The organism is Bradyrhizobium sp. McL0616 (assembly GCF_049993385.1).
Classification (GTDB): Bacteria; Pseudomonadota; Alphaproteobacteria; order Rhizobiales; family Xanthobacteraceae; genus Bradyrhizobium.
This window is the reverse complement of sequence record NZ_CP188255.1, coordinates 7,987,328-8,010,000: the sequence shown is the minus strand read 5'-3', so window position 1 is coordinate 8,010,000 and position 22,673 is coordinate 7,987,328. Positions and strand designations below refer to the sequence as shown.

General features: G+C 61.2%; 20 protein-coding genes and 1 pseudogene (1 of these 21 cut by a window edge). 9 read left to right on the top strand and 12 right to left on the bottom strand.

Annotated elements, in window-relative coordinates; genetic code table 11:
• Positions 1 to 199: the beginning of a TRAP transporter substrate-binding protein gene (locus ACPPVR_RS38680; RefSeq protein WP_426611728.1), read on the bottom strand. The gene continues 893 nt to the left of window position 1, outside the view; only the first 199 of its 1,092 coding nucleotides appear in the window; its start codon is at positions 197 to 199; its stop codon lies beyond the left edge, outside the window.
• A 292-nt stretch (positions 200 to 491) separates the two neighbouring features.
• Between ACPPVR_RS38680 and ACPPVR_RS38675 the strand changes: the two genes are divergently transcribed.
• Positions 492 to 1,577: an SDR family oxidoreductase gene (locus tag ACPPVR_RS38675; protein ID WP_426611727.1), complete on the top strand. Its 1,086-nt coding sequence runs from the start codon at positions 492 to 494 to the stop codon at positions 1,575 to 1,577.
• A gap of 126 nt (positions 1,578 to 1,703) precedes the next feature.
• Positions 1,704 to 3,428: a sulfatase-like hydrolase/transferase gene (locus ACPPVR_RS38670; protein ID WP_426611726.1), complete on the top strand. Its 1,725-nt coding sequence runs from the start codon at positions 1,704 to 1,706 to the stop codon at positions 3,426 to 3,428.
• A gap of 194 nt (positions 3,429 to 3,622) precedes the next feature.
• Here ACPPVR_RS38670 and ACPPVR_RS38665 read toward each other — a convergent pair whose 3' ends face one another.
• Positions 3,623 to 4,243 carry a TetR/AcrR family transcriptional regulator gene (locus ACPPVR_RS38665; RefSeq protein ID WP_426611725.1) on the bottom strand — a complete coding sequence of 207 codons (621 nt, stop codon included), beginning with the start codon at positions 4,241 to 4,243 and terminating at the stop codon, positions 3,623 to 3,625.
• 262 nt (positions 4,244 to 4,505) lie between these two features.
• Here ACPPVR_RS38665 and ACPPVR_RS38660 point away from each other — a divergent pair, with 262 nt between their 5' ends.
• The gene (locus tag ACPPVR_RS38660) at positions 4,506 to 5,495 is read left to right on the top strand and encodes an alpha/beta fold hydrolase (RefSeq protein WP_426611724.1); all 990 of its coding nucleotides are present in this window, start codon (positions 4,506 to 4,508) and stop codon (positions 5,493 to 5,495) included.
• Between the two features lie 26 nt (positions 5,496 to 5,521).
• Here ACPPVR_RS38660 and ACPPVR_RS38655 read toward each other — a convergent pair.
• Positions 5,522 to 5,680: pseudogene (locus tag ACPPVR_RS38655) on the bottom strand (flagellar biosynthesis protein FlgA); the annotation flags it as partial.
• A 96-nt stretch (positions 5,681 to 5,776) separates the two neighbouring features.
• On the opposite strand from ACPPVR_RS38655, the gene ACPPVR_RS38650 reads away from it, so the two are divergent.
• Positions 5,777 to 6,322: a biliverdin-producing heme oxygenase gene (locus ACPPVR_RS38650; RefSeq protein WP_426611723.1), complete on the top strand. Its 546-nt coding sequence runs from the start codon at positions 5,777 to 5,779 to the stop codon at positions 6,320 to 6,322.
• Here ACPPVR_RS38650 and ACPPVR_RS38645 read toward each other — a convergent pair.
• The 7 genes from ACPPVR_RS38645 to ACPPVR_RS38615 all read right to left on the bottom strand — a co-directional run bounded on the left by ACPPVR_RS38645 (position 6,319) and on the right by ACPPVR_RS38615 (position 14,626).
• Positions 6,319 to 8,877 (bottom strand): HWE histidine kinase domain-containing protein, encoded by a 2,559-nt coding sequence (locus ACPPVR_RS38645; RefSeq protein ID WP_426611722.1) that lies wholly within the window; start codon positions 8,875 to 8,877, stop codon positions 6,319 to 6,321. The genes ACPPVR_RS38650 and ACPPVR_RS38645 overlap by 4 nt on opposite strands.
• A 255-nt stretch (positions 8,878 to 9,132) precedes the next feature.
• Entirely contained in the window at positions 9,133 to 9,483 is a 351-nt protein-coding gene (locus ACPPVR_RS38640; RefSeq protein WP_426611721.1) for a response regulator, read from the bottom strand.
• 222 nt (positions 9,484 to 9,705) lie between these two features.
• Positions 9,706 to 11,013, bottom strand: a complete 1,308-nt coding sequence (locus ACPPVR_RS38635) for an NAD(P)H-dependent oxidoreductase (protein ID WP_426611720.1) — start codon at positions 11,011 to 11,013, stop codon at positions 9,706 to 9,708.
• Positions 11,014 to 11,181: 168 nt separating this feature from the next.
• Positions 11,182 to 11,982: a phytanoyl-CoA dioxygenase family protein gene (locus tag ACPPVR_RS38630; RefSeq protein WP_426611719.1), complete on the bottom strand. Its 801-nt coding sequence runs from the start codon at positions 11,980 to 11,982 to the stop codon at positions 11,182 to 11,184.
• 146 nt (positions 11,983 to 12,128) lie between these two features.
• Positions 12,129 to 12,806: a GntR family transcriptional regulator gene (locus ACPPVR_RS38625; RefSeq protein ID WP_426611718.1), complete on the bottom strand. Its 678-nt coding sequence runs from the start codon at positions 12,804 to 12,806 to the stop codon at positions 12,129 to 12,131.
• A gap of 186 nt (positions 12,807 to 12,992) precedes the next feature.
• Entirely contained in the window at positions 12,993 to 13,805 is an 813-nt protein-coding gene (locus tag ACPPVR_RS38620; protein ID WP_426611717.1) for an alpha/beta fold hydrolase, read from the bottom strand.
• Positions 13,806 to 13,807: 2 nt separating this feature from the next.
• Positions 13,808 to 14,626, bottom strand: a complete 819-nt coding sequence (locus tag ACPPVR_RS38615; RefSeq protein WP_426611716.1) for an alpha/beta fold hydrolase — start codon at positions 14,624 to 14,626, stop codon at positions 13,808 to 13,810.
• 141 nt (positions 14,627 to 14,767) lie between these two features.
• On the opposite strand from ACPPVR_RS38615, the gene ACPPVR_RS38610 reads away from it, so the two are divergent.
• Positions 14,768 to 15,310, top strand: a complete 543-nt coding sequence (locus ACPPVR_RS38610; protein ID WP_426611715.1) for a methylated-DNA--[protein]-cysteine S-methyltransferase — start codon at positions 14,768 to 14,770, stop codon at positions 15,308 to 15,310.
• Between the two features lie 10 nt (positions 15,311 to 15,320).
• On the opposite strand, the gene ACPPVR_RS38605 is transcribed toward ACPPVR_RS38610, so the two are convergent.
• Together ACPPVR_RS38605 and ACPPVR_RS38600 are read right to left on the bottom strand one after the other, a co-directional pair.
• Positions 15,321 to 16,865 carry an acyl-CoA synthetase gene (locus ACPPVR_RS38605; RefSeq protein WP_426611714.1) on the bottom strand — a complete coding sequence of 515 codons (1,545 nt, stop codon included), beginning with the start codon at positions 16,863 to 16,865 and terminating at the stop codon, positions 15,321 to 15,323.
• Between the two features lie 101 nt (positions 16,866 to 16,966).
• Positions 16,967 to 18,139 (bottom strand): acetyl-CoA C-acetyltransferase, encoded by a 1,173-nt coding sequence (locus ACPPVR_RS38600; RefSeq protein ID WP_426611713.1) that lies wholly within the window; start codon positions 18,137 to 18,139, stop codon positions 16,967 to 16,969.
• Between the two features lie 209 nt (positions 18,140 to 18,348).
• Between ACPPVR_RS38600 and ACPPVR_RS38595 the strand changes: the two genes are divergently transcribed.
• The 4 genes from ACPPVR_RS38595 (at position 18,349) to ACPPVR_RS38580 (ending at position 22,666) form a co-directional block, all read left to right on the top strand.
• Complete coding sequence (locus ACPPVR_RS38595; protein ID WP_426611712.1) at positions 18,349 to 18,951, top strand: TetR family transcriptional regulator; 603 nt, start codon at positions 18,349 to 18,351, stop codon at positions 18,949 to 18,951.
• 54 nt (positions 18,952 to 19,005) lie between these two features.
• Positions 19,006 to 19,764 carry an SDR family NAD(P)-dependent oxidoreductase gene (locus ACPPVR_RS38590; RefSeq protein ID WP_426611711.1) on the top strand — a complete coding sequence of 253 codons (759 nt, stop codon included), beginning with the start codon at positions 19,006 to 19,008 and terminating at the stop codon, positions 19,762 to 19,764.
• A 180-nt stretch (positions 19,765 to 19,944) separates the two neighbouring features.
• A complete protein-coding gene (locus ACPPVR_RS38585; RefSeq protein WP_426611710.1) occupies positions 19,945 to 20,751 on the top strand; it encodes an enoyl-CoA hydratase/isomerase family protein in 807 nt (268 codons plus the stop codon).
• A gap of 43 nt (positions 20,752 to 20,794) precedes the next feature.
• On the top strand, positions 20,795 to 22,666 hold the full coding sequence (locus ACPPVR_RS38580; RefSeq protein WP_426611709.1) for an AMP-binding protein: 1,872 nt from the start codon (positions 20,795 to 20,797) through the stop codon (positions 22,664 to 22,666).
• The last annotated feature ends 7 nt before the right edge of the window (positions 22,667 to 22,673 follow it).

The following is a 22,673-nucleotide window of genomic DNA, read 5'->3' as shown; positions in this document are numbered from 1 at the left end:
GGAATTTATTGTCGGTGATGTCGGCGACTTTCTTGCAAAAATATTCGCAGCCGCCGTAGAGCGTATCGAGCGCCTTGGGCCAGCTCGTGGCGTAGCGCCATTTGACCTCGGGCGAGGACTGCGCGATCGCGGGCGCGGCGACCGCTGTGCTCGCAGCCAGGCTGGCGCCGGTCACCTTCAGGAATTCACGACGTTTCATGCGTACCCTCCGTGATGCCGATGCTTCGACCAGGGAACGATCTTGCTGTCGTTCTTTCTTCGTCGAGACCGACTCTGTTTGTTTGAGACTTGTGAGCGCTTCCGAAGCGGCCCCTCAGGGGCTCTTGTTGTTGGAATTCCGATCATTGCGGTTCCCAAGGCGAGGATGACGGGCCGCTTTACGGGAATCAAGCCTGATGCCGCCCTCGCATCTGCGAACGCTGGCCAGACGCAAGTCGCGAGTAGCAGCGATCTGCTACGCAATTGGACTATAATCAAAGGGAGAAACGAGCATGGCCGGCAAGAAGGTCGTGGTCGCCGGCGCAACGGGTCTCGTTGGCAACGCCGCCTTGCGACACTTCGGCGCATCCGCCCCCTGCGACGTCGTCGCGTTGTCGCGGCGCAGGCCGCGCGATCTCTACGGTGCACGTCACGTCTCGATCGACCTGACCAGTCAAGCCGATTGCCGCGGCGCTGCGGCCGAGTTGCAAGGAGCGACCCACCTCATCTACGCCGCGCTCTACGAGGCGCCGCAGCTCGTCGATGGCTGGCGCGACCCGCAGCAGATCAGGACCAACGACCTGATGCTGCGCAATCTGATGGGCGCGCTCAAGCCCGTCGCGCCGGATCTCCGGCATGTCGCCCTGTTGCAGGGCACCAAAGCCTATGGCGTTCACGTTCGCCCCCTGACGGTCCCGGCACGCGAAGGCCGTTCCGAAATGTACGAGCAGCCGAATTTTTATTGGGCGCAGGAAAACTTCCTGCGCGAGCTCCAGGCCGGTAAAGCGTGGCATTGGAGCATCCTGCGGCCGGTGCTGATCGTGGGCCTCGCCATGGGCGGCGCCATGGATCTGATCCCGCCGCTCGGCGTCTATGCCGCGATGCTGCGCGAGCAGGGCAGGCCGCTTGATTTTCCCGGCGGCGCCGCGCGGGTGTCGCAAGCCGTCGACGTCGATCTCCTCGCGCGCGCGATCGCCTGGTCCGGCGAGGCGAAGGCGGCGCAGAACGAGGTCTTCAATGTGACCAACGGCGACGTCTTCACCTGGGAGAACATCTGGCCCGCGGTGGCGGACGCGCTGGACATGAAGCCCGGCAAGCCGGTCCCGTTATCGCTCGCCAAGGAGTTTCCAAACTGGGTCGGCCCTTGGGATGCACTGCGCCGCAAGCACGGCCTCGTGTCGCCGGACCTCGCCGAATTCGTCGGCCTCTCGTTCCAATACGCAGATTACAGCATGCGCCACGGCCAGAGCGAATCCGGCCCGCCCTCGATCGTCTCGACCGTGAAGATCAACCGCGCCGGCTTCACCGAGATGATGGACACCGAGGACATGTTCCGGAAGTGGTTCAGGCAGGCGAGGGAAGAGCGGCTGCTGCCTTGAAGCGTGGAATTTAGGTCGCTCGCCTCCACGGAACCCGCAATGACGCGCACAGCATCGCCAAGATGATGTAGGTGGGAGCGTGTCTTGTTGCGGTGCAGAATCGGTTGGCGCCGCTGACGGCGCACGATGCTCGAAGAGCCCGCGACCCAAATTGAAAAATTCAAATGCTCGGGGCATGTTGATCCCATGATTTCGGTTTTAATTCTTGTGGCGGCCATCGCCGCCGTTGCGCTGACGGAACGGAGCGTTGAACATCTGCCGTTTGCGGTCGCGGCTCTTCTCTTCAATGCTGCTCTGCTGCTGGTGTTGCTTGCCGATGCCGAGAGAGCGATCCTGCTGTCCGCTATGCTGGCAGTAGCAATCGCCGGCATATCAATCGTCAAATTCAATCACAGCGCGCTCAAGCTGACCGTTTCCGATTTGCCTCTGGCGTTTGCGGGCACAGTCCCATTTTTTGTGCTGCAATACCCACGCATGATGCTGGGTGTTCTGGCAGGAAGTGCGTTATTCGCCTTTTCTTCGAGCGCGGTTCTGCTCTACGCGGCTGGATCTCCGATTTCCATCGCGTTTCGAATTCTTTTGTTCCTTCTGGCGCTCATTGGCTTTGCAAAGGCTTCCGCGTCAAAGGGTGCCACGTTTTTGCGGCTGAATCTGACGCAAGGGCGGTGCTTCTACGCGACCTTCATGGCCTCGCTGGGTGACCCCGCTTGCTGGCGACAGTTCGGCGGGTTGGCTCTGAGCGATATCGCAAACGAACCGCTGCCATTGAGGGAGGCCACGCCTTCGCGTTCCGCCGACTCTCCAGACATTATCGTCATCCAGCACGAGTCCGTCTTCGACCCGCGCATTTTCGGGCTGCCGGTCGAGCCAGTCGTCGAAGCTTTCCTGTCCCCGCCAGATGGGGAATTTGGGCGGCTGAACGTCGACATCTTTGGCGGAGGTTCGTGGCAATCGGAATTTAGCCTGCTAACCGGTCTTTCAAGTGCTAGCTTCGGTTCAAGCGCCTACTACCTCTTCAAGAAGGGCGCCGGCCGATTTCATAGCAGCTTGCCACGTTCGTTGGCGTCGCTCGGCTACAAGACAACACTCATATCCAGCTGTCGCCGCGGGTTTCTCAGTTACGATAAATTCTACAGTTCGATCGGCATCGACGAGCGCATCTTCGTCGACGACCTCCCGCCACCATTCGATGTCCGGCAATTCGAGGCAACAAATTCTGATGCGATATTTCTGGATGCGGTCATCGATGCACATACCAGGAGGGTTGCTAGCGACCCGACACCGAGATTTCTTTATGCGTTGACCAATTTCAATCACGGTCCGCATCATCGGCAGCTGGTGCCATCAGGTCAATTTGAGAGGGAGCGCGCCTTTGCCAAGGCCAGCTTCCCCGATGCTGGATACATCGAGTATTACACCCGACTGGCAGAGACCGCGTCTACCTGGCAAACGCTCAGGGCCAAGCTGGCAAGCAGCTTCCCCGGGCGGCCTGTTCTCATAGTGCACTACGGGGACCATCAACCCGTGTTGACCAAACAGATCGATCGACACCTGAAACGACCGGGAGATGGGCGGCGCCCGTTTGGTACATTCTATGCGATAGAAGCTTTGAACATCCCCCACCTCAGCCCCGGAAGGGGCGCCGACCTCGATATCGCCTTTCTCGGAACCGTTGCTTTGCAACGGGCGGGCATTGCGCTTGACCCGATATTTGCCACGCGCGCGAGCTTGCTTGATGATTGCGGAGAAGCCTACTTCGCGTCAGCTTCCGAACGGAAGCGTCGTTTCCATCGCACGCTCGTGGATCTGGGCTTGATAGACCTGCTGCCCAACGTCAAGCAAGCTCGCTAGCTCGGCGTGGTCTGCCGCGACATGGATTCCTCTCGATCCATGCCCGCTTGCACGTCAGCATTCGTGGCAAGAGCGGACTCGTTTTGCTCAATGAGAGTCCTTCTCCGTTTGCCCCGAAGCTGACATCGACGCTATCGGGAGACAGCGTGACGACGGCCGGGCAATTGCAGCGGCAAGGAAGTCCGGGGTTGTAGCTACCGTCCGCGCCGCCGAGAGCTAACCTCGATACCGGGTCTCCCCTCGGGGGCCGCCCACCCCTGGACACTAACATCCGCCAGCGCGTCGAATATAGCCGCTGTGCGTTCCAGGCGCGCGATCGTACGTGCGCCTTCGAGGGCAGCTACCAATGCGGCTGCGGTAGAAGATGCGCGCGCGGAAGTGAAACCGCACCCCCTAAAATGCTCTGCAACTATCTCGGTTGAATCAACAAATCCGCGCGCTACCCGTTTGGTCAGATCAGCGTCGAGTGCAGGAAGCTCATTCGCCAGATTTTGCATGAGACATCCATACTGGAAATCAGAGGCGACCATTTCCGCCGCGAACGTGCCAAAAAGCTGATGAACAAAACTCAGGGCATCACCCGTCGTATTCGCCGAGATACCCCGCAACACAGCAATTCTACTCGTAACGTAATGATCGATAGCTTCTTCTGCGAGCTGTGCCTTGCCGCGCGGAAAATGAAAATAGAACGATCCTTTAGGCGAGCCGCTTTCTTCAATGATCTGGTTCAATCCCGTCGCAGTGTAGCCTTGGATGCGAAACAGTCGCTCGGCAGTGGCAATCGCGCGATCGCGGGCGTCAGTCTTACGGGGCATCCCGTAAGCGTACCACGCCTAGCTTGACACATCTATGGTGATCGCCATACTATGGCGATCACCATAGTAAATGTGTCCCGCCGTATCACCCTTATCAAGTCGTAATCCAGAAGTTGCACACAGGCGTATGCCACCCTCCCAGATTGCTGCGCAGGAAATACTCAAATGAGTTCGAGCAACTTCGATTTCGGCAACTGCTCTAGCGAACGGGATCACTGAGATGGCCTCTAGAACCTGCGCGATGATGCTTTTAGGAGCTGCCATGTCCACTGCGATGTTCACTCGCGTTGTTTCCGGAGAGACTTCAAGCGATGCCATCTGGCACAATAAAATCCCTGTCGCCTTGAGTGAGCCTGCCGTTGATATCGATAAGGATCCGAACCTTCTGCACAAGTATGCGGAAAATGCGGGAACGAAGATCCACTACGTCACAATGGGGTCCAATCAAAAACCGCTTATGGTGTTCGTGCACGGATTTCCCGACTTTTGGTATTCTTGGCGAAATCAGATCCAGGCATTTTCAGCAAATTATCAGGTGGTCGCTCTTGATCTGCGCGGGTACGATTTGAGCGATCGGCCAGAAGGTGTCGAGAACTATAAGTTTCCGGTTCTCCTTGATGACGTTCGTGCCGTGATCAATGCAGAGGGAAACGGTCGCAAGGCCATCCTGATTGGGCACGACTGGGGCGCCGCTTTGTCGTGGCTATTCACCGGGCAAAATCCGGATCTGATCGAAAGACTTGTAGTCCTCAGCGTTCCTCATCCTGGCGCCATCACGAGGGAATTGCTCCCTTGGAACCATCCTATCGCGCAGGCCAGGGCCAGCGCCTACGCCACACGGTTCTTCGCTCAAGGCAAAGGCGACAATTTGACTGCGCAAGATCTGGCATACTGGGTTGTAGATCCGCAGGTTAAGAGTCGATACATCCAGGCTTTCGCGAAATCTTCCATCTTGTCCATGATGAGTTATTACAAAGCCAACTATGCGTTTTCTCAGCTTGCGCTGAATCTTTTCGATCCAACGATGAAGAAACTCTACGGTGCCGTGATCAAATGCCCGGTCTTGCATGTGCACGGAATCGAGGAGAGCCACGCTTTGCTAAGCACTATTGATTTGGAAAAGTCATGGATTGAAAATCCCGACAATCTCACGGTCAAAATCGTGCCTGGAGTTGGACACTTCATCCAGCATGAAGTGCCGGACTACCTTAATCAGACGATTGCCTCCTGGTTGAAAAATTTAGGAAGCTGAGCTCGATCTTGCGGTGCCGGCAAATCGTCGAGGCCGCAGGCGTTCGCAATCGCGGCCATCTCGATCGCCGACTTGGTGCCGTCGAGGAAGAAGCTGAACATCAGCGGGTGCATGCCGGCCGACTGCGCCTCGCCCGCAGTGAGATCGCAATGCCGCCAGACGCCATCCTGCGTCACGGCATGATACGTGTCGGCATGTCTTCTCTCGCCATCCCTCCGCCTCGGGAACCGCGGATCACCAGAAAAGTTAGAATCTGATGATCAGCCCAAGACAGATGAAACATGGATAGACGGTTCAAGCTACGCGAGAAGACCTCGCAATCCCATGCGGCCTTGGAAGGGTTGATTGGTGCATTTGACACCATCGGTGACTATCATCGATACCTTCGCGGAATGCACTCGTTCCGGATTCCGCTCGAAGCCTGGCTGTCGAGCCTGACGTGGCCACCTGTTTTCGGGAACTGGCGGCCCGTGATGATCGGCGCGGCGTTAAGCGCCGACTTGGCCGATTTCAGCCTGCAGCCGCACTCCATGATGGATGATTTCACCCTCTCTCCCGATCCAGATAGCGTGTTTGGCACGCTCTATGTGTTGGAAGGCTCGATGTTGGGCGCGAAGCTTCTGTCGAATCGGGCCAGGCAGCTCGGGTTGTCCGAAAGCTTTGGCGCCCGACACCTTGGGCTACAGACGAGCACCCCAGCAAATTGGCAAATGTTTCTCGCCGTCCTTGAGGATTCAGCGCAGTTCAACGTCGATGATGCTTCACACGCAGCCAACCGAGCATTTCATGTTGCTCGGTCTGCCTTTTCGAACACGATGGAAGCTTAGCCCTCGCCAAATGCTCTGGCGGCCAAGGCTATGCAAACCTTTGCCGCCAGGTCAGCGAGCGTAACCGGCTTGCGAACGACAGGGACGTCTGCAAATCGGGAAGGTATCGTTACGGAGTCACCATAGCCCGTCGCAAATAAGAACGGCACGCCCCGCTGCTTCAAATCATCCGCAAGTGGCGACGACGTTTCTCCGTCCAGATTCAAGTCCAGCACCGCGAGGTCTGGCACACCTTCAGCCAGGATCGCGAGTGCGGCCGATACGTTCGGCACCGAGTGCACTTTAGTCGCTCCGAGCTTGAGAAGCGCTTCTTCGATATCCATTGCGATTAATGCTTGGTCCTCGACGAGGAGGATTGTTTGCCCCTTCAATTGGCTATTGTCCACCGAGGTCGGGGTAGATTGCGGGACTGACCGGGTCATGAATGGCGGCATGACATGCCGTGCCGGAATTTTGAAGTGTCCCACAAGGCCGGTGGAGCGGTAGTCGATGCTTACCTCGCCGCCAAGGTCATACTCCACTGACGTGCGAATGAGCTTGCTGCCAAACCCCGTCGTGGATGGGGCGGCGACAACAGGACCGCCAGTTTCGACCCAATAGATCTCGCATTCGCCGGCATCGGTTAAAATCCATTTGATGGACAAATGTCCTTCCGGCTTTGAAAGAGCTCCGTACTTCGCGGCGTTTGTCATCATCTCGTGCATCAGCAAGGCGACGACGCCGAAGGCTCTGTCGTTCAATCCGAGCGGAGGGCCGTTGACCGCGACATGATCTTCATCGTTGCCGTAACGATGAAGGCTGGCTTCGGCTTCCATCAACGCAAGCAAATCGCCCCCGCGGCCGCTCAATGACTGATCGTGAGCGAAAGCGAGAGCGCGCAATCGGCCTTCAAGAGAGCGCGAATAGTCCTCAACTGTTTTCGCGTTTGCGCCGGTCTGTAGTGCAATCGATTTCACCAGCGCAATGATGTTTTTGACCCGATGGTTCAGCTCGTCGTTGAGCATGCGCCGGCGCCGATCGGCGCGAGCGCGTTCCTCGGCCGTCGCCTCGGCGTGGCGGAGAACGACGTCGCGAAGATAATTGCGGACCGATTCTGCGACCGTGCGATCAGCGTCGGTCCATGGCTTCGACTGTCCACGCACTTCTTCGCGCCACGTTTCAAAACTTCCACGAGGCGTGAGCCGATCTCCGAGTGGGCTGCTAACGATCTGCTTTTTCGGCTCGCCTGCCCATTCGATGTTGTAGGATTCTTCACTCCGGAAATAGAGAAGATAATCCCGGCCGTGCGAAGACAACGGTACCGCAAGGGCACCGGCCACAGCCTTTCCATATTCCGTCGATCCGAGCAGCGCCCGCAGTTCGTGCGTTTGCCAAATCGCGTCGTCGCCGTCTTTGTCGATCAAGTCCGTAAGCTCGGGAATATTGGCTGCCGGCGGAACGACGCCGGTGTGGCTCCATTTGCCATCAATCCACAGTCCGGCGCCATTGCAGGGAATAAGCGATGCAAAGTCGGCAAGCCGGCTTGCCATGATTTCATTGACAGGCTCATCGGGCGCGAGCAATGCGATAATGGAATCCAGCTTCTCTCGGGCCGCGCTCGCAGCGATGAATTCCGCGCGACGCTCGGCGCCGGCGACTTGAAGCGAAAAGTATTGGCCAAACAGTTCGGCGCCCAAGCGTTGCGGTAGCGGTATAATCCGAGGCTGGTCGTGATGGCAGGCGATCAGGCCCCATAATTGTTCATCAACGACAATCGAAATGGACAGGGAGCCGGCTACGCCGATGTTGCTCAGGTACTCGCAGTGTATCGGAGAAACGCTCCTCAAGTGCGCATGCGACATGTCTATGGGCGAAACTTCCGCTTGGGAAAGCGGAAGGATTGGCACAGGTGTATAGCCGGCGTCGGCAATCATCCTGATCCAATTCAGGAGATAGAGCCGACGTGCCTGAACCGGGATGTCTGAGGCAGGGAAAAATTGACCCATGAAACTGTGCAAGCCGGCGCTCTTCGCTTCGGCGATGACTTGCCCGGCCCCGTTGTGCAGGAACCGGTATACCATGACCCGGTCGTAACCAAGCATAGCCCTCACGAGCTTGGCGGCCGTGGCAGCGATCCTATCGATACTGTTTTCCAGTCCGATGCGGCGAACCGCCGATTGCGTCATATCCAGGGGATCGTCCGCGTTTGGCGCAAGAGGGGCCGAAACTTCAAGTTCGACGAACAGCATTTGATTGTGCGTATGGATCGCAATATCAAACGGCGTTTCAATATTCGGCAACTTATGAGCCCGCAGCGCGCCGGCTGTTTGAGAGCCACCCGCCTTTGCTGCCGCATTCCGCAGATCATGCGCGGCCGTTTCGCCGATCGCGTCGCCCAAGGTTTTTCCGATGATGCCACTCTCGTCCAAACCTAGAAAGGCGGCAGCATTCGCCGACGCATGAGAAATGATGCCCGTATTGGGATCACAAATAATCATGGCGCCGTGGGGCTGAATGCTACCAGGCGTATGAATGGGCTCGCGGTCGCAGTTTGTAAGATCGACGGGCGGATTCACGGGAGGCCTGCTCTTATGGTGATGATGACGATACAAGCATGCGTTTTGGCTCCTCCGCGAATGCGGAGCAGTTATGAACGAGCTGTAGGGATCAAAGAGCCCACCTATAAAACGATTTCACGTCTTTTGGGTTCCCGTTTGCCATCTGATCAAGGCCGCGCTCGGTTGACAGGCTAAGTTTCAAAATAATTTCAGTGATTTAAAAGATCTGGTCACTTGTGAACAGACGCACCGTAATCAGTTCTTTTCGACTTGCTACATACTCTGAAAAGTCCTGATTGCCGCAACCACCGTTTCGCTGCGATAGGGCTTTGAAATGAACAGGGCATTTGCGGGGATTGTCAGCGGTCGGGATTTGCCTGTGGTCACGATGATATGGACGGGAGGCCATCTGTCGCGCACGTAGGCGGCGAGTTTGAGTCCGTCCATCGAGCCAGGCATATCGATGTCTGTGAAGACCAGATGGATATCTTCTCGCGTTTCCAGGACGGCAATCGCCGTGTCGGCATCACGAGCTTCAATCACACTATAGCCTTCTGCTACCAGTTCTCCGCTGATGAACTCACGAACAAACGGTTCGTCCTCGACAACCAGTACAGTCGGCATCCGCACATTCCCAGTGGTAAGAAGCAAGCAGACCGCGACTGCTGAGGTCTGAAGTCGTTAGGTGTCCTTGATACTGGTAGCCTCCGGACGATGTACCGGCCAACGGCTCTTTGCCGGCCATTCCCTCAGCTATCTGCCGAATAATCGTCTTATGAGCCAAACGTTCCCAGGCCGCTGGTCGGCCGGGCGACACGATTCGATCGCGGCTATCTTGGTCAACCCTTAGCGCGCGAAAGCCGCCTCCATCGCCTTCCTCGTCTTGATGGTCTCGTTGTTGGCGTCAAACTCCACGTCACTCCAACGCACGATCTCACCATGCGCGACGTCGTGCTTCAGCTTGAGGCGATGCGCCAGCCCGATCGGCAGGGCGCTTGCTTTGAGGCTCGCGGCCGCCGGCACCAACTTGCCCCACACGGTGTAGCCGCCTTCGCCGTCCAGCATCTCGCCGGCGCGCAGATTGCGCTTGGCCACGGCTGCGACGTCGCCGCGGAAGCCGTCGGGCTGGCCGGTCGGCTCGCCGCGCAGCGCGGCCGAGAGGATCGAGATGTTCAGCTCGAGCCCGATCAGGTGGTACGGCTTGTACATCGCCGCGAAACGTCCGCTGCCGTCAGTCTTCAGGCCATATTGCCTGAAGCAGTCCGCCGCGTAGTCGTTCGGCGCCTCCAGCACGACATAGACGCCCCAGCGTAGGTCGCGAAACACCGGTCGTCCGTCGCGCTCGAGTGACGACACCACCTCCACCACGCCGGACCGCTCCAGCACGCCACCGCGCGAGCGCGGGCGCATGATGTGCGGGAGGTCGTCAACGCCGCAGGGCGGGAACAGCAGTCCTTCCGAGGGCACGTCGAGGCCGCAGGCGTTCGCAATCGCCGCCATCTCGATCGCGGACTTGGTGCCGTCGAGGAAGGAGTTGAACATCTGCGGATTCATCCCGGCCGACTGCGCCTCGCCCGCGGTGAGTCCGTAATGTTGCCAGACGCCGTCCGGCGTCACGTCGTGATAGGCCGGCAGATATTTCGTGCCCTTGCCGGCGGCGACGACGCGAAAGCCGGTGGCGCGGGCCCAGTCGACCATCTCTGCCGTCAGCGCCGGCTGGTCGCCATAGGCAAGCGAGTAGACCACGCCTGCCTTGCGCGCTTCCTCGGCGAGCAGCGGACCCGCCAGCACGTCGGCCTCGACATTGACCATGACGATATGCTTGCCCGCCGCGATCGCGGCGCGCGCATGCCTGATGCCGACGGCCGGATTGCCGGTCGCCTCCACCACCACATCCATCGCACCGCCGGCAATAGCGCGCGCGCCGTCATCGGTGAATGTGGTCGCCGCGATCCGCTCGGCGGTCCAGCCGACCGTGCGGCAAGCCTCGCGCGCGCGCTCGCGGTCGATGTCGATGATGATCGGCACCTCCAGCCCCGGCGTGTGCGGCACCTGCGCCAGAAACATCGAGCCGAATTTGCCGGCGCCGATCAGCGCGACACGGACAGGCTTGCCGGTGGCGGCGCGGGCCTGGAGGAGTCGGAAGAGGTTCATGGGGGGAATGTCCAGTAATCGAAACAATCAAAGTTCGTCATTCCGGGGCGCGCGAAGCGCGAACCCGGAATCCATCGGGCCGCAGAGATTGCGGGCAAATGGATTCCGGGCTCGACGCTTCCGGGCCGAGCTTCGCGCGGTCCCGTCGCGTCGCCCCGGAATGACAGGTTACTCCGCCGCTTGCCGCGGCGCTCGTGCGAGCCGCACCAACGCGTCGTCGTCGACCGTCCTGATCGGCGCGAAGTCGCGATGCGCGATATACTCCGGCCGCGTCGGTGTGCGGATGTAGTTCGAGACCGCGTTCAGCGTCAGGTACACGATCTTGCGCGGATAAGGCGTGATGTTGCCGGCCGAGCCGTGCACGAGATTGCCGTGGAACATCAGCATGCCGCCGCCCTTGCCGGTCGGTGCGACGATGCCGCCCTGCTTGACCAGCCGCGTCACGGTCTCCTCATCCAGGGTCCACAGCGGATAGGACGTGGTGGCAAGGTCATGCGAGGCCTGGAGATCGCCGGCATTCTGGCTCTGCGGCACCAGCATCAAGGGGCCGTTGATCGGCATCACCTCGTCGAGGAAGATCGCGATGTTCATCGCGCGCGGCTCCGGCATGCCGTCGTCGCGCTTCCAGGTGCCGTAATCCTGGTGCCACTGCCAGACGTCGCCGGTGAAGGCCGATTTTGCGTTGATCTTGAACTGGTGCATGTAGACCGGCTCGCCGAACAGCTGCTCGACCGGATCGATCATGCGCGGATGCGCGCCCAGAATGCCGAAAGCCTCATTATAGAGATGCGCGGCAAAGGCCGTGCGCGGCGCGCCGCTCTTCTCGCGCCAGACCTCGGGCCGGTTGGCGTCATAGATGCCGACCGCCTCGCGCGCGAGGAAATCGACCTCCTCCTGGCTGAACAGTTCTGGCAGGAACAGCCAGCCCTCGCGGTGGAAGAACTCCAATTGCTCCTGAGACAATTTCATGGGTCGTCCTCCTTCGTTTGTTTATTTTTTGTCATTCCGGGGCACGCGAAGCGTGAGCCCGGAATCCATTTATCTGCAGTCTCTGCCGCCTGATGGATTCCGGGCTCGGTCCTACGGACCGCCCCGGAATGACCGCGTATGCGTCGCTACGCCGCCACCTCGTCCGTCGCCCTCAATCTCTCCTCAGTCATCCGTCCCGCCGTCTGCGCATGCGCGAGCGCGGCGCGCTCGGCCGCCTTCGCATCGCCCGCGAGAATGTGTCCAGCGATCGCCGCATGCTCGGCCCAGGCGCTGCCGCGATAGTCGAGCTCTGAGAGCACCGTCGCCATCGAGCGGCGCATATGCGGCCATTGCGGCGTGATCGTCTCCTCGATCACGGGATTGCCGGCGAGCTGATAGATCGCGCGGTGAAAATCGACATCGAGCGTGATCAGCTCGGCAAGCGTCGTGTTGCGGTCGATGCCGCGTCCGGCGGCGAGCGCCGCGTCGAGCCGCGCGCGTCCTGCTGCGTCGCTTGCGGCACGCATCGCTGCGAGCCGCGCCGCCAGCGCATCGATCGCGCCGCGCACTTCGTAGAGCTGGCGGATGCGGGAAGGATCAAGCTGGGTGACTTCAAAGCCGCGCCGGCCGCTCTCGGCGACGAGTCCCTGCCGGTGCAACAGGTGCAACGCGTGCGACACCGGCTGGCGCGAGACGCCGAGCTTGTCGGCGAGTTCGTTCTGGCGAATGCGCTGGCCAGGCTGAAGCGTGCGGTCGGCGATCGCCTCCAGGATCCGGGCATAGACCTGATCGATCAGGTTCGGGAGCGGGTCGAGAGGGATCACGCCGGCAGCTCCGAAAAGGGAATACGGAATTCCGTATTCGAAACTACGGAGGAAGGTCGAGAGCGTCAAGCGCTACCTGGATACCGCGCGCGTCGCTCTTTGAGGGACGGCTAAGCTATTGATCTTGCTGGGCCCGGCTACTGTGCATGGGGTTGTTTTCGCTAAAAAGCGTTTGTCGGCGGCGCGCTACTCCGCCAAAAACGCGTTCACCGCCGCGCCAAACTCCTTCGGCGCCTGCTCGAACATCCAGTGCCCGGCATTCGGGATCACCGCCGTGCTGCTGCCTGCAATGTGCTCGGCCAGCACGCGCCACATCACCGACAGGCTGCCGGTGGTGGCGCCGCCGCCGATCAGCAGCGTCGGTGTCCTGATCGCCTGCGCATCCGCGAGCGTGTAGGACCGGCGCTGCTCGTTGATCTGGCCGAGGAAGGTGATGGCGTTGTCGCGCAGTTGCTGCTTGGCCGCCGCCGGCACCCGCCGCCACGAGCCGTCGCCCTCGATGCCTTCGTAGAAATTCTGCAGCGCGCCCTCGATGTCGCCGGCGCGGATCATCTCGACCGAACGCGCCGTGCGCGCGGCCAGCGGTGGATGCGCGGGCGTGCCTTCCGGCACCGGCAGACTGGCATCGAGATCGCCGCCGGGCTCAGCCAGCACCAGCTTTCGCAACAGATCAGGCCGCGCTTGCGCGACCCGAAACGCGATGTGGCCGCCGCGCGAGTGGCCCATCAAGTCGATAGGTCCGGGCCTGACCTGCTCGATAAACGCGATCGTGTCCGCGACGTGCTGGGCCATCTTGTAATCGTCGCCGACGGCATCCCAATGCTCGGGAAAGAAGTGCCGCAGGCTGACCGAGATCACGCGATGGGATTTCGACAGCGGGCCGAGCACTGAGTACCAGGTGCGGAAATCCCCTAACGTGCCGTGCACGCAGACCAGCGGCGGGCCCTCGCCGACTTCGAGATAGGCCATGTCGTATCCGTTGACGCGAAATGTCTGCATGTTCAGCTCGCCAGAAAATCGAGGACGACTTCGGAGTATTTTTGCGGCGCCTGCTCGAACATCGGATGCGTCGCGTTCGGGATGATCGCCGTCTTGGAATAGGGCACGTGCGCAGCCAGCGCATGCAGCACCTTCGGCAGCAGGCCCTTGGTCCGCGCGCCCAGGATGAACAGCGTCGGCATCAGAATCGACTCCGCATCGGCCTTCGAGAACGGCGGGCGATTGTCGCGGACCTGGCCGATCAGCGTGAAGGCGTTGTCGCGCAGGTTCTGCTTCACCATCGCCGGGAGCCGCGGCCAGGTGCCGGGGCCCTCCAGCGTGTCGACGAAGACGGCGAGGCCGCCGTCGACGTCACCGGCCGATATCTTCTCTGCGGAGGCCGTGAAGCGCGCCAGCAGCGGCGAGGGCCCGCCGGCATAGTCGGGATCGAGGCTGGCATCGAGTTCGCCGCCGGGCTCGGCCAGGATCAGCCGCCGCAGCAGATCCGGCCGCGCTTGCGCCACGCGGAAACAGATATGCCCGCCGCGCGAATGGCCCATCAGATCGACCGGGCCGAGGTCGAGCTGCTCGATGAAGGCGATCACGTCGTCGACATGCTGGGCGATCGAATAGGTGTCGCCGACGCCGTCCCAGCGGTCGGGGAAGAAGTGGCGCAGGCTGACGCTGATGACCCGGTGCCGCTGCGTCAGTGGGCCCAGCACGCAGCCCCAGACGCGGAAGTCGGAAAGCGAGCCGTGCACGCAGACCAGCGCCGGGCCGCCTTCGTCCTCGCCCACGTCGAGATAGGGCATGTCGTAACCGTTGACGTGGAGGCTTTGCATTCTGGGCTCGCGAAAAGGGGAGGCGGAACTCCTGTGCAAGATTCCCGGAAACCGGGTGGATCGCAACTATTTCCAAGCCTACATTTGGCCAGAGATCACAATGGGGGCATGCGACGAGGACGCAAAGCCGGGAACCAAGTCATGACCGACCAGCATTTCGTTCTGTTCGACACCAAGATCGGCCTGTGCGCCGTGGCCTGGGGCCCGCGCGGCATCAACGGCACGCAATTGCCGATGGGCGGCGAGCAGAAGATCCGCACCCGCATCACCCAGCGCCATGCTGAGGCCAGCGAGGCCGAACCCACGGCCGAAGTGCAGCAGGCGATCGATCGCATCGTCAAGCTGCTCGCGGGTGAGCCGGACGACCTCATCGACATCCCGCTCGATCTCGATGGTGTCCCCGACTTCAACCGCGGCGTCTACGCGATCGCCCGTACCATCCCGCCCGGCAAGACCCTGACCTATGGGGATATTGCGAAGCGCCTCGGCGGCGTCCAGCTGTCGCGCGATGTCGGCCAGGCGCTCGGACACAATCCGTGCCCGATCGTCGTGCCCTGCCACCGCGTGCTCGCGGCCGGCAACAAGCCGGGCGGCTTCTCGGCCAATGGCGGCGTGGTGACGAAGCTGAAGATGCTCGAGATCGAAGGCGCGCTGGTGAACCACACGCCGAGCCTGTTTGATTGAGGCTTGAGCGCTATATCTTCGCCGCCGTCTTCGGCCAATATTTGTCGCGCAGATGGCGCTTCACCAGCTTGCCGGTCGGCGTGCGCGGCAGCTCGGCTTCGAAATCGACCGAGCGCGGGCATTTGATCCCGGAGAGGCGCGTCTTGCAGAACGCGATCAGGTCGGCCTCGAGTTCCTTGCCGGCGCGCTTCGGATCGTGCGGCTGCACCACCGCCTTCACCTCCTCGCCCATCTCCTCGTTCGGTACGCCGAATACAGCGACATCTGCGACCTCGGGGTGGGTGATCAGCACGTCCTCGGTCTCCTGCGGATAGATGTTCACGCCGCCCGAGATGATCATGTAGGACTTGCGGTCGGTGAGAAACAGGAAGCCGTCCTTGTCGAGATAGCCGACGTCGCCGAGCGTCGACCAGCCTTTCGCGTTGTAGGCCTTCTTCGTCTTCTCGGGATCGTTGTGATAGGTGAACGCCGGCGCGTCGGCGAAGTACACCGTGCCGATCTCACCTAGCGGCTGCTCCTCGTCGTTCTCGTCCAGAATCTTGATCTTGCCGACCACGGCGCGGCCGACGCTGCCGCGATGCTCCAGCCATTGCTGCGAATTGCAGACGGTGACGCCGTTGCCTTCCGAGCCCGCGTAGTACTCGATCAGGATCGGTCCCCACCATTCGATCATCTTTGCCTTGACGTCGACCGGGCACGGCGCCGCGGCGTGGATCGCGCCCTTGAGTGTCGAGACGTTGTACTTGGTGCGAATATCGTCGGGCAGCTTCAGCATGCGCACGAACATGGTCGGCACCAGCTGCGACTGCGTGACCTTGTATTTCTCGACCAGCTTCAAGAATTCTTCGGCGTCGAAATGCTCCATGATGATGGAAGTGCCGCCGAGCACGATCGCCATCATGTTGAAGCGCAGGGGAGCCGCGTGATAGAGCGGCGCCGGCGATAGATAAGTGCTGTCGGCGTTCATGCCGCACATGTCGGCGCAGAGCACCCGCAGGAACGCGTTCGGCACGTCGATCTTGTTGCCCTCGAAAGCCTTCTTGATGCCCTTGGGTCGGCCGGTCGTGCCCGACGAATACAGCATGTCGTAGCCGGCGACCTCGTCGGCGACCGGCGTCACCGGCTGCGCGGCCGCTTCCTTGTCATAGGAGCGGAAGCCGGGGAGCGGCTCGTCAACCATGTAGAAGATCGGCTCGTCGGCCGTGCCCTTGATCAGGCCTTTGATCTGGTCGGCGCATTTCGGCGTGGTGATCACGATCTTGGCGCCGCAATCGCCGATGATGTAGTCGATCTCGTCCTGCTTCAGGTAGCGGCTGATCGCAGTGTAATAGAGCCCGCTGCGTTGCGCGGCCCAGCAGATCTCCATGAAAGCGAGGCGGTTCTCCATCAGCAGCGCGATGTGGTCACCGGCCTTCAGCCCGAGCGAGCGGAACAGGTGTGCGCCCTGGTTCGAGAGTTCGTCGAGCTCGCGATAGGTGATCGCCTTGCCGGTTCCGGCCATCTGGTAGGCGATCTTGTCGGGCGTGGTCTTCGCGTAGACGGATGGATGGGTCATGGCGTTTCCTCAAAAAAAGAGGCGAGCGGTGAATGGCGAAAGGGGCGGATGCCGCTCCCTATCACCACTCACCACTCGCCATTCGGTCTCCGCTTTTCTTCTTACAGTCGTTCGACGATCGTTACATTCGCCATGCCGCCGCCTTCGCACATGGTCTGGAGACCATAGCGCTTGCCGCGCTGGTGCAGGGCGTGGACCAGCGTCGTCATCAGCTTGGTGCCGGAGCCGCCGAGCGGATGGCCGAGTGCGATGGCGCCGCCATTGACGTTGAGACGTTCCGGGTCGGCGCCGGTGGTCTTCAGCCATCCAGTCGGCACTGACGCGAAGGCCTCGTTGACCTCGAACAAATCGATGTCGTCGATCTTCATGCCGGCCTTCTCCAGCGCACGCTTGGTGGCGTGCAGCGGCGCGTCGAGCATGATCACGGGATCGCCGCCCATCATGGTCATGTGGTGGATGCGCGCGAGCGGCTTCACGCCGAGTTGCTTCAGGCCGCGCTCGTTCACCACCATGACGCCGGATGCGCCGTCGCAGATTTGGCTGGCGCTGGCTGCGGTCAGCTTGCCGTTCTCAGCGATCAGCTTGACACCCTTGATGCCATCGAGCGTGGCGTCGAAGCGGATGCCTTCATCGATGTGGTGGGTGTCCTTGCTGCCGTCGGCGCGGGTGATCTCGAGCGGCACGATCTCCTTCTTGAAGTGACCGGCTTGCGTTGCCGCGATCGCGCGTTGATGGCTGTTGTAGGAATATTCGTCGAGCTCGTTCTTGGAGAGGCCGTACTTCTCGGCCATCATCTCCGCGCCGGTGAACTGGCTGAACACGATGTTCGGATAACGATGCTCGATGCCCGGGCTCTTGTAGTTGCCAAAGCCGTTCTTGGCCGGAAGCTGCGACGACAGGCCCATCGGCACGCGTGTCATCGATTCCACGCCGGCGGCGATCACCACGTCCATCGTGCCGGACATCACGGCTTGCGCGGCAAAGTGCAGCGCCTGCTGCGACGAGCCGCACTGGCGGTCGATCGATGTGCCCGGTACGCTCTCCGGCAGTTTTGATGCCATGATGGCGTTGCGTGCGACGTTGTTGGATTGCTCACCGACCTGCATCACGCAGCCCATGATCACGTCTTCGACCAAAGCAGGATCAAGCTTGGTGCGGTCGACCAGCTCGTCCAGCACCTTTGCGGCGAGATCGGCCGGATGCCAGCCGGCGAGGCGGCCCCCCTTGCGCCCGCCGGCGGTACGCGCAGCGGCGACGATGTAAGCCTCGGCCATCTCGGTCTCTCCCTGGATTGTTCTGTATCGAATTGTTTGTCGGCGCGGATTTAAGGGGCGAGAGATCGTTTAGTCAATCGATCAATTAACTCTTGTGGGGAGGCGCTGCTTCGGCTTATCTGCGCGCTGCCTAGGGCACATCAGGGATCTCCGTGACTACCAGCGTACCGAACAGGCTCCCCAGCGGAAAGAATTCCACGGCAGAGAAATTGCTCGTGGCCGCGAGCGAGCTGATGATCGAACGCTCCTCGATCGAGATTTCGCTGAGCGACATCGCGCAAAAATCCGGCGCCAACGCCGCCCTGGTCAAATATCATTTCGGCAACAAGGACGGCTTGCTCCTGGCGCTGCTCGAGCGCGACGCGGGGACGGAGCTGTCCAATCTCGAATATCTGCTGGCCCAGCCGATCACGCCGACCGCGAAGCTGAAGCTGCATATCGCCGGCATCATCCGCGCCTATCACCGGTTTCCCTACATGAACCGGTTGATCCACTATCTCCTGCACGAGAGCGTTGCGGGCTCCGCGGACGAAGTCTCGAAATTCTTCGTGGCGCCGCTGCTCGACTTCCATCGCCGCCTGCTGGCCGAAGGCGTCAGCCGCGACGAGTTTCGCCAAACCGATCCGGTGCTGTTCTACACCAGTCTGATCGGCGCTTGCGATCATCTGTTCTTCGGCCGGCACGCGATGTCTCGAGCGACCGGCGTCGGCCCGGTCACCGACGAAGTTTGCCGGCAATATATCAAGCACATGGAAACGCTGATCTGCGGCGGCATCCTCACGAAGATCGAGGAAGCTGTCGCGGCCGGATAATCCGGCCGGAACTTAGAAGTCTAGAGAAGAAACGCCCAAGGAAAGGTAGTTACGATGCAGTTGAAAGACGTTGCCGTTCTCATCACCGGCGGTGGCTCGGGCCTCGGTGCCGCGACCGCCCGCGCCATGGCCGTCAAGGGCGCCAAGATCGGCGTGATCGACCAGAGCAAGGAAAACGCCGAGAAGGTAGCAGCCGAAGTGAAGGGCGTGGCCCTTCATGCCGATGTCACCGACGAGGATGGCATCAAGGCCGCGATTGCCAAGGCCGAAGCCGCGCACGGCGTCGCGCGCGTATTGATGAACTGCGCCGGCATCGGCGGCTCGCAGCGGATCGTCGGCAAGGACGGTGTCTATCCGCTGGCAAAGTTCGCGCGCATCATCAACGTCAATCTGATCGGCACTTTCAATTGCCTGCGGCTGTTCGCGGAACGTCTCGTCACGATCGAGCCGGTCGGTGAAGAACGCGGCGTCATCATCAACACGGCATCGGTTGCCGCTTACGAAGGCCAGATCGGCCAGATCGCCTATGCGGCGTCGAAGGGCGGCGTTGTCGGCCTGACGTTGCCGGCAGCGCGCGACCTCGCCAGCCAGAAAATCCGCGTCAACACCATCGCGCCCGGCCTGTTTCTGACGCCGCTGCTGATGGGCCTGAACGAAGAGGCTCGCAAGAGCCTGGGTGCCCAGGTGCCGCATCCCGCACGCCTCGGCGACGCCAATGAATACGGCTCGCTCGCCGTGCACATCGTCGAGAACGCGATGCTGAATGGCGAGACCATCCGCCTCGACGGCGCGATTCGTATGGCGCCAAGGTAGACTCTTCTTCCCTTCTCCCCTTGTGGGAGAAGGTGGCGCGAAGCGCCGGATGAGGGGTTTGCATCCGCAGAGACAGACCCCTCACCCAAGTGAGTACCTGGTCAGCGACGTACATGCCCTCTCCCACAGGGGGAGAGGGCGCAACAACAGCCATCTCACGCGCGGATGTACGAGGATCCCATGTCCCAACCGCTGCTGATCGAGCACAACGACGGCGTCGACCGGGTGACGCTCAATCGTCCCGAACACCTCAACGCGCTCGATCCGGCGCTGATCGATGCGCTCAACATCTATTTCCAAGGCCTCCAGCGCAACCGCGACACGCGCGTGGTGGTGCTGAAGGGGGCGGGCAAGAATTTCTGCGCGGGCCTCGATCTCAAGGCTGCGATGGCGCGGCGTGCTGGCCAGCAGGAGCCACCCGGCGTCACCGAGTCGCTCGACTCGCAGCGGCGCATCGCGGACATCGTGATGCTGATGCGGCGCTGTCCGCAGCCGATCCTGGCGCTGGTGCAGGGCGCGGCGGCCGGCGGCGGCTTTGCGTTGGCGCTTGCGTCCGACATCCGCATCGCGACGAAGTCCGCGCGGATGAATTGCGCTTTCATCAAGCTCGGTCTTGGCGGCTGCGACATCGGCACCAGCTACTTCCTGCCGCGCCTCGTCGGTGTCTCCGTTGCGTCGGAGCTGATCCTGACAGGACGCTTTATCGGCGCCGAGCGTGCGCTCGCAGTCGGGCTGGTCTCGGAGGTCGTGGACGAAGACAAGCTCGATGACGCCGCCGAGCCGTACATCGACGCCATGATCACGGCATCGCCCGTAGGCCTGCGACTGTCGAAGGAGTGTCTCAACATGAGCGTGGATGCCGGATCGCTGGAGGCTGTCATCGCGATGGAGGACCGCAACCAGGTCCTGTGCAGCCGCTCCGAGGAATTCTCAGAAGGCATCAGGGCCTTCCTTGAGAAGCGAAAGCCTGTCTATATCCAGCGCTGAACGACGAAGATCCGCAAAGGACAATAATTCCGGGAGACGCAAAATGAGTGGAAGCGCGGCGGCGGTGATGTCAAAGCCCGCCTTTCGCAAGGTTGAGTGGCTGGCGCGCGACATCGATGTCGAGCGCCGCGGCGACGGCACGGTGGTGCTGAAGTCGCGCATTCCCTTGCAGGCTTACGAGACGCACCTTCCGGCCTCGCTGACAAAATGGGCGAAGGAAGCGCCCGAGCGCATCTGGCTCGCGCAGCGCGGTGGCCCGAACCGTGAATGGCGCAAGGTCTCCTACGGCGACGCCAAGCGCACCGCCGATGCACTGACGCAAGCGCTGCTGAATCTCAAACTCAATGGCCGGCCGGTCGCGATCCTCTCCGGCAATTCGATCGAGCATGCGCTGATGACGCAGGCTGCGATGCAGGCACGCTCGCCGGCAGCACCGGTGTCGCCGGCCTACTCCTTGATGAGTCACGATCACGTCAAGCTGAAGTACCTGTTCGACCTGATCAAGCCAGCCGTGGTGATGGTGCAGGATGGCCCGACCTTCGCGAAGGCGCTCAACGCACTCGATCTCACCGGCGTCACTGTCGTTCACGTCGTGCGGCCCTGCGAGGGCGTCAAGAGCGTCAGCTTTGCCGAGCTCGCGGCGACGCCTGTCACGAAGGATGTCGACGCGTCGATCGCGAAGATCACGCCCGACACCGTCGGCAAGCTGCTCTTCACCTCCGGCTCGACCGGCATGCCAAAGGCGGTCATCAACACGCAAGAGATGATGTGCGCCAATGCGGCGATGATGATGCAGGTGCGGCCGCGCACGGCGGGTGGACCGCTGGCGACTGTGCTCGACTGGATGCCCTGGAATCACACCATGGGCGGCAATGCCGCGTTCCATCCTGTGCTGGTCGATGGCGGAACGCTCTATATCGACGACGGCCGTCCGATGCCTGGCCAGCTCGAGGAGACGATCAAGAATCTCCGCGAGATCTCGCCGACCTATTACGCCAACGTGCCGGCAGGCTACGCCGCGCTTGCGGCGGCGATGGAGAAGGACGACGCGCTCTGCCGCTCCTTCTTCAAGAATCTCTCAATCATGGCCTATGGCGGTGCGCGGCTGCCGGACGATCTCTACGACCGCATGCAGGCCCTCGCCGTGAAGACCACTGGCGAGCGCATCGTGTTTTACACCGGCTGGGGCTCGACCGAGACCGCGCCAACCTCGACCGGAACCTATTGGGACACCGAGCGCGTCGGCCTGATCGGCCTGCCGTTCCCCGGTGTCGAACTGAAGATGGTGCCATGCGGCTCGAAATACGAGCTGCGCCTGCGCGGCGTCAACGTCACGCCCGGCTATTTTGGCCAGCCGGATCTGACGAAGAAGATGTTCGACGAGGAAGGCTTTTACTGCATCGGCGACGCCGGCATTTTCGTCGATGATTCTGATCCGGTGAAGGGCATCATCTTTTTCGGCCGCGTGGTTGAGGACTTCAAGCTCACCACCGGGACCTTCGTTCATGTCGGGTCGCTTCGCACTGATGCGATCGCTGCCGCGACCCCGGCTGTGCATGATGCGCTGGTCGCGGGACAGGATCTTCCCTTCATCGGTCTGCTTGCCTGGCCGAACCTGCACGCCTGTCGGCAGCTCGTCGGCAATCCCGATTTGAGTTTTGAGGACGCCGTGAAGCATCCTGAGGTGATCGCCTGCTTCAAGCGCGGGCTGGAAGCTCATAACAGGGAATGCGAAGGCGCCAGCAGCCGCATCATCGCGCGCGCGATGCTGATGGCCGAGCCACCTTCGATCGACGGCAACGAGCTCACCGACAAGGGCTACATCAACCAGCGCGCCGGCCTGGAACGCCGTGCCGCGCTGGTGGCGCGGCTCTATGCGGACGCGCCGGATCAAGACGTCATCATTTTCAAGTAATCGACAT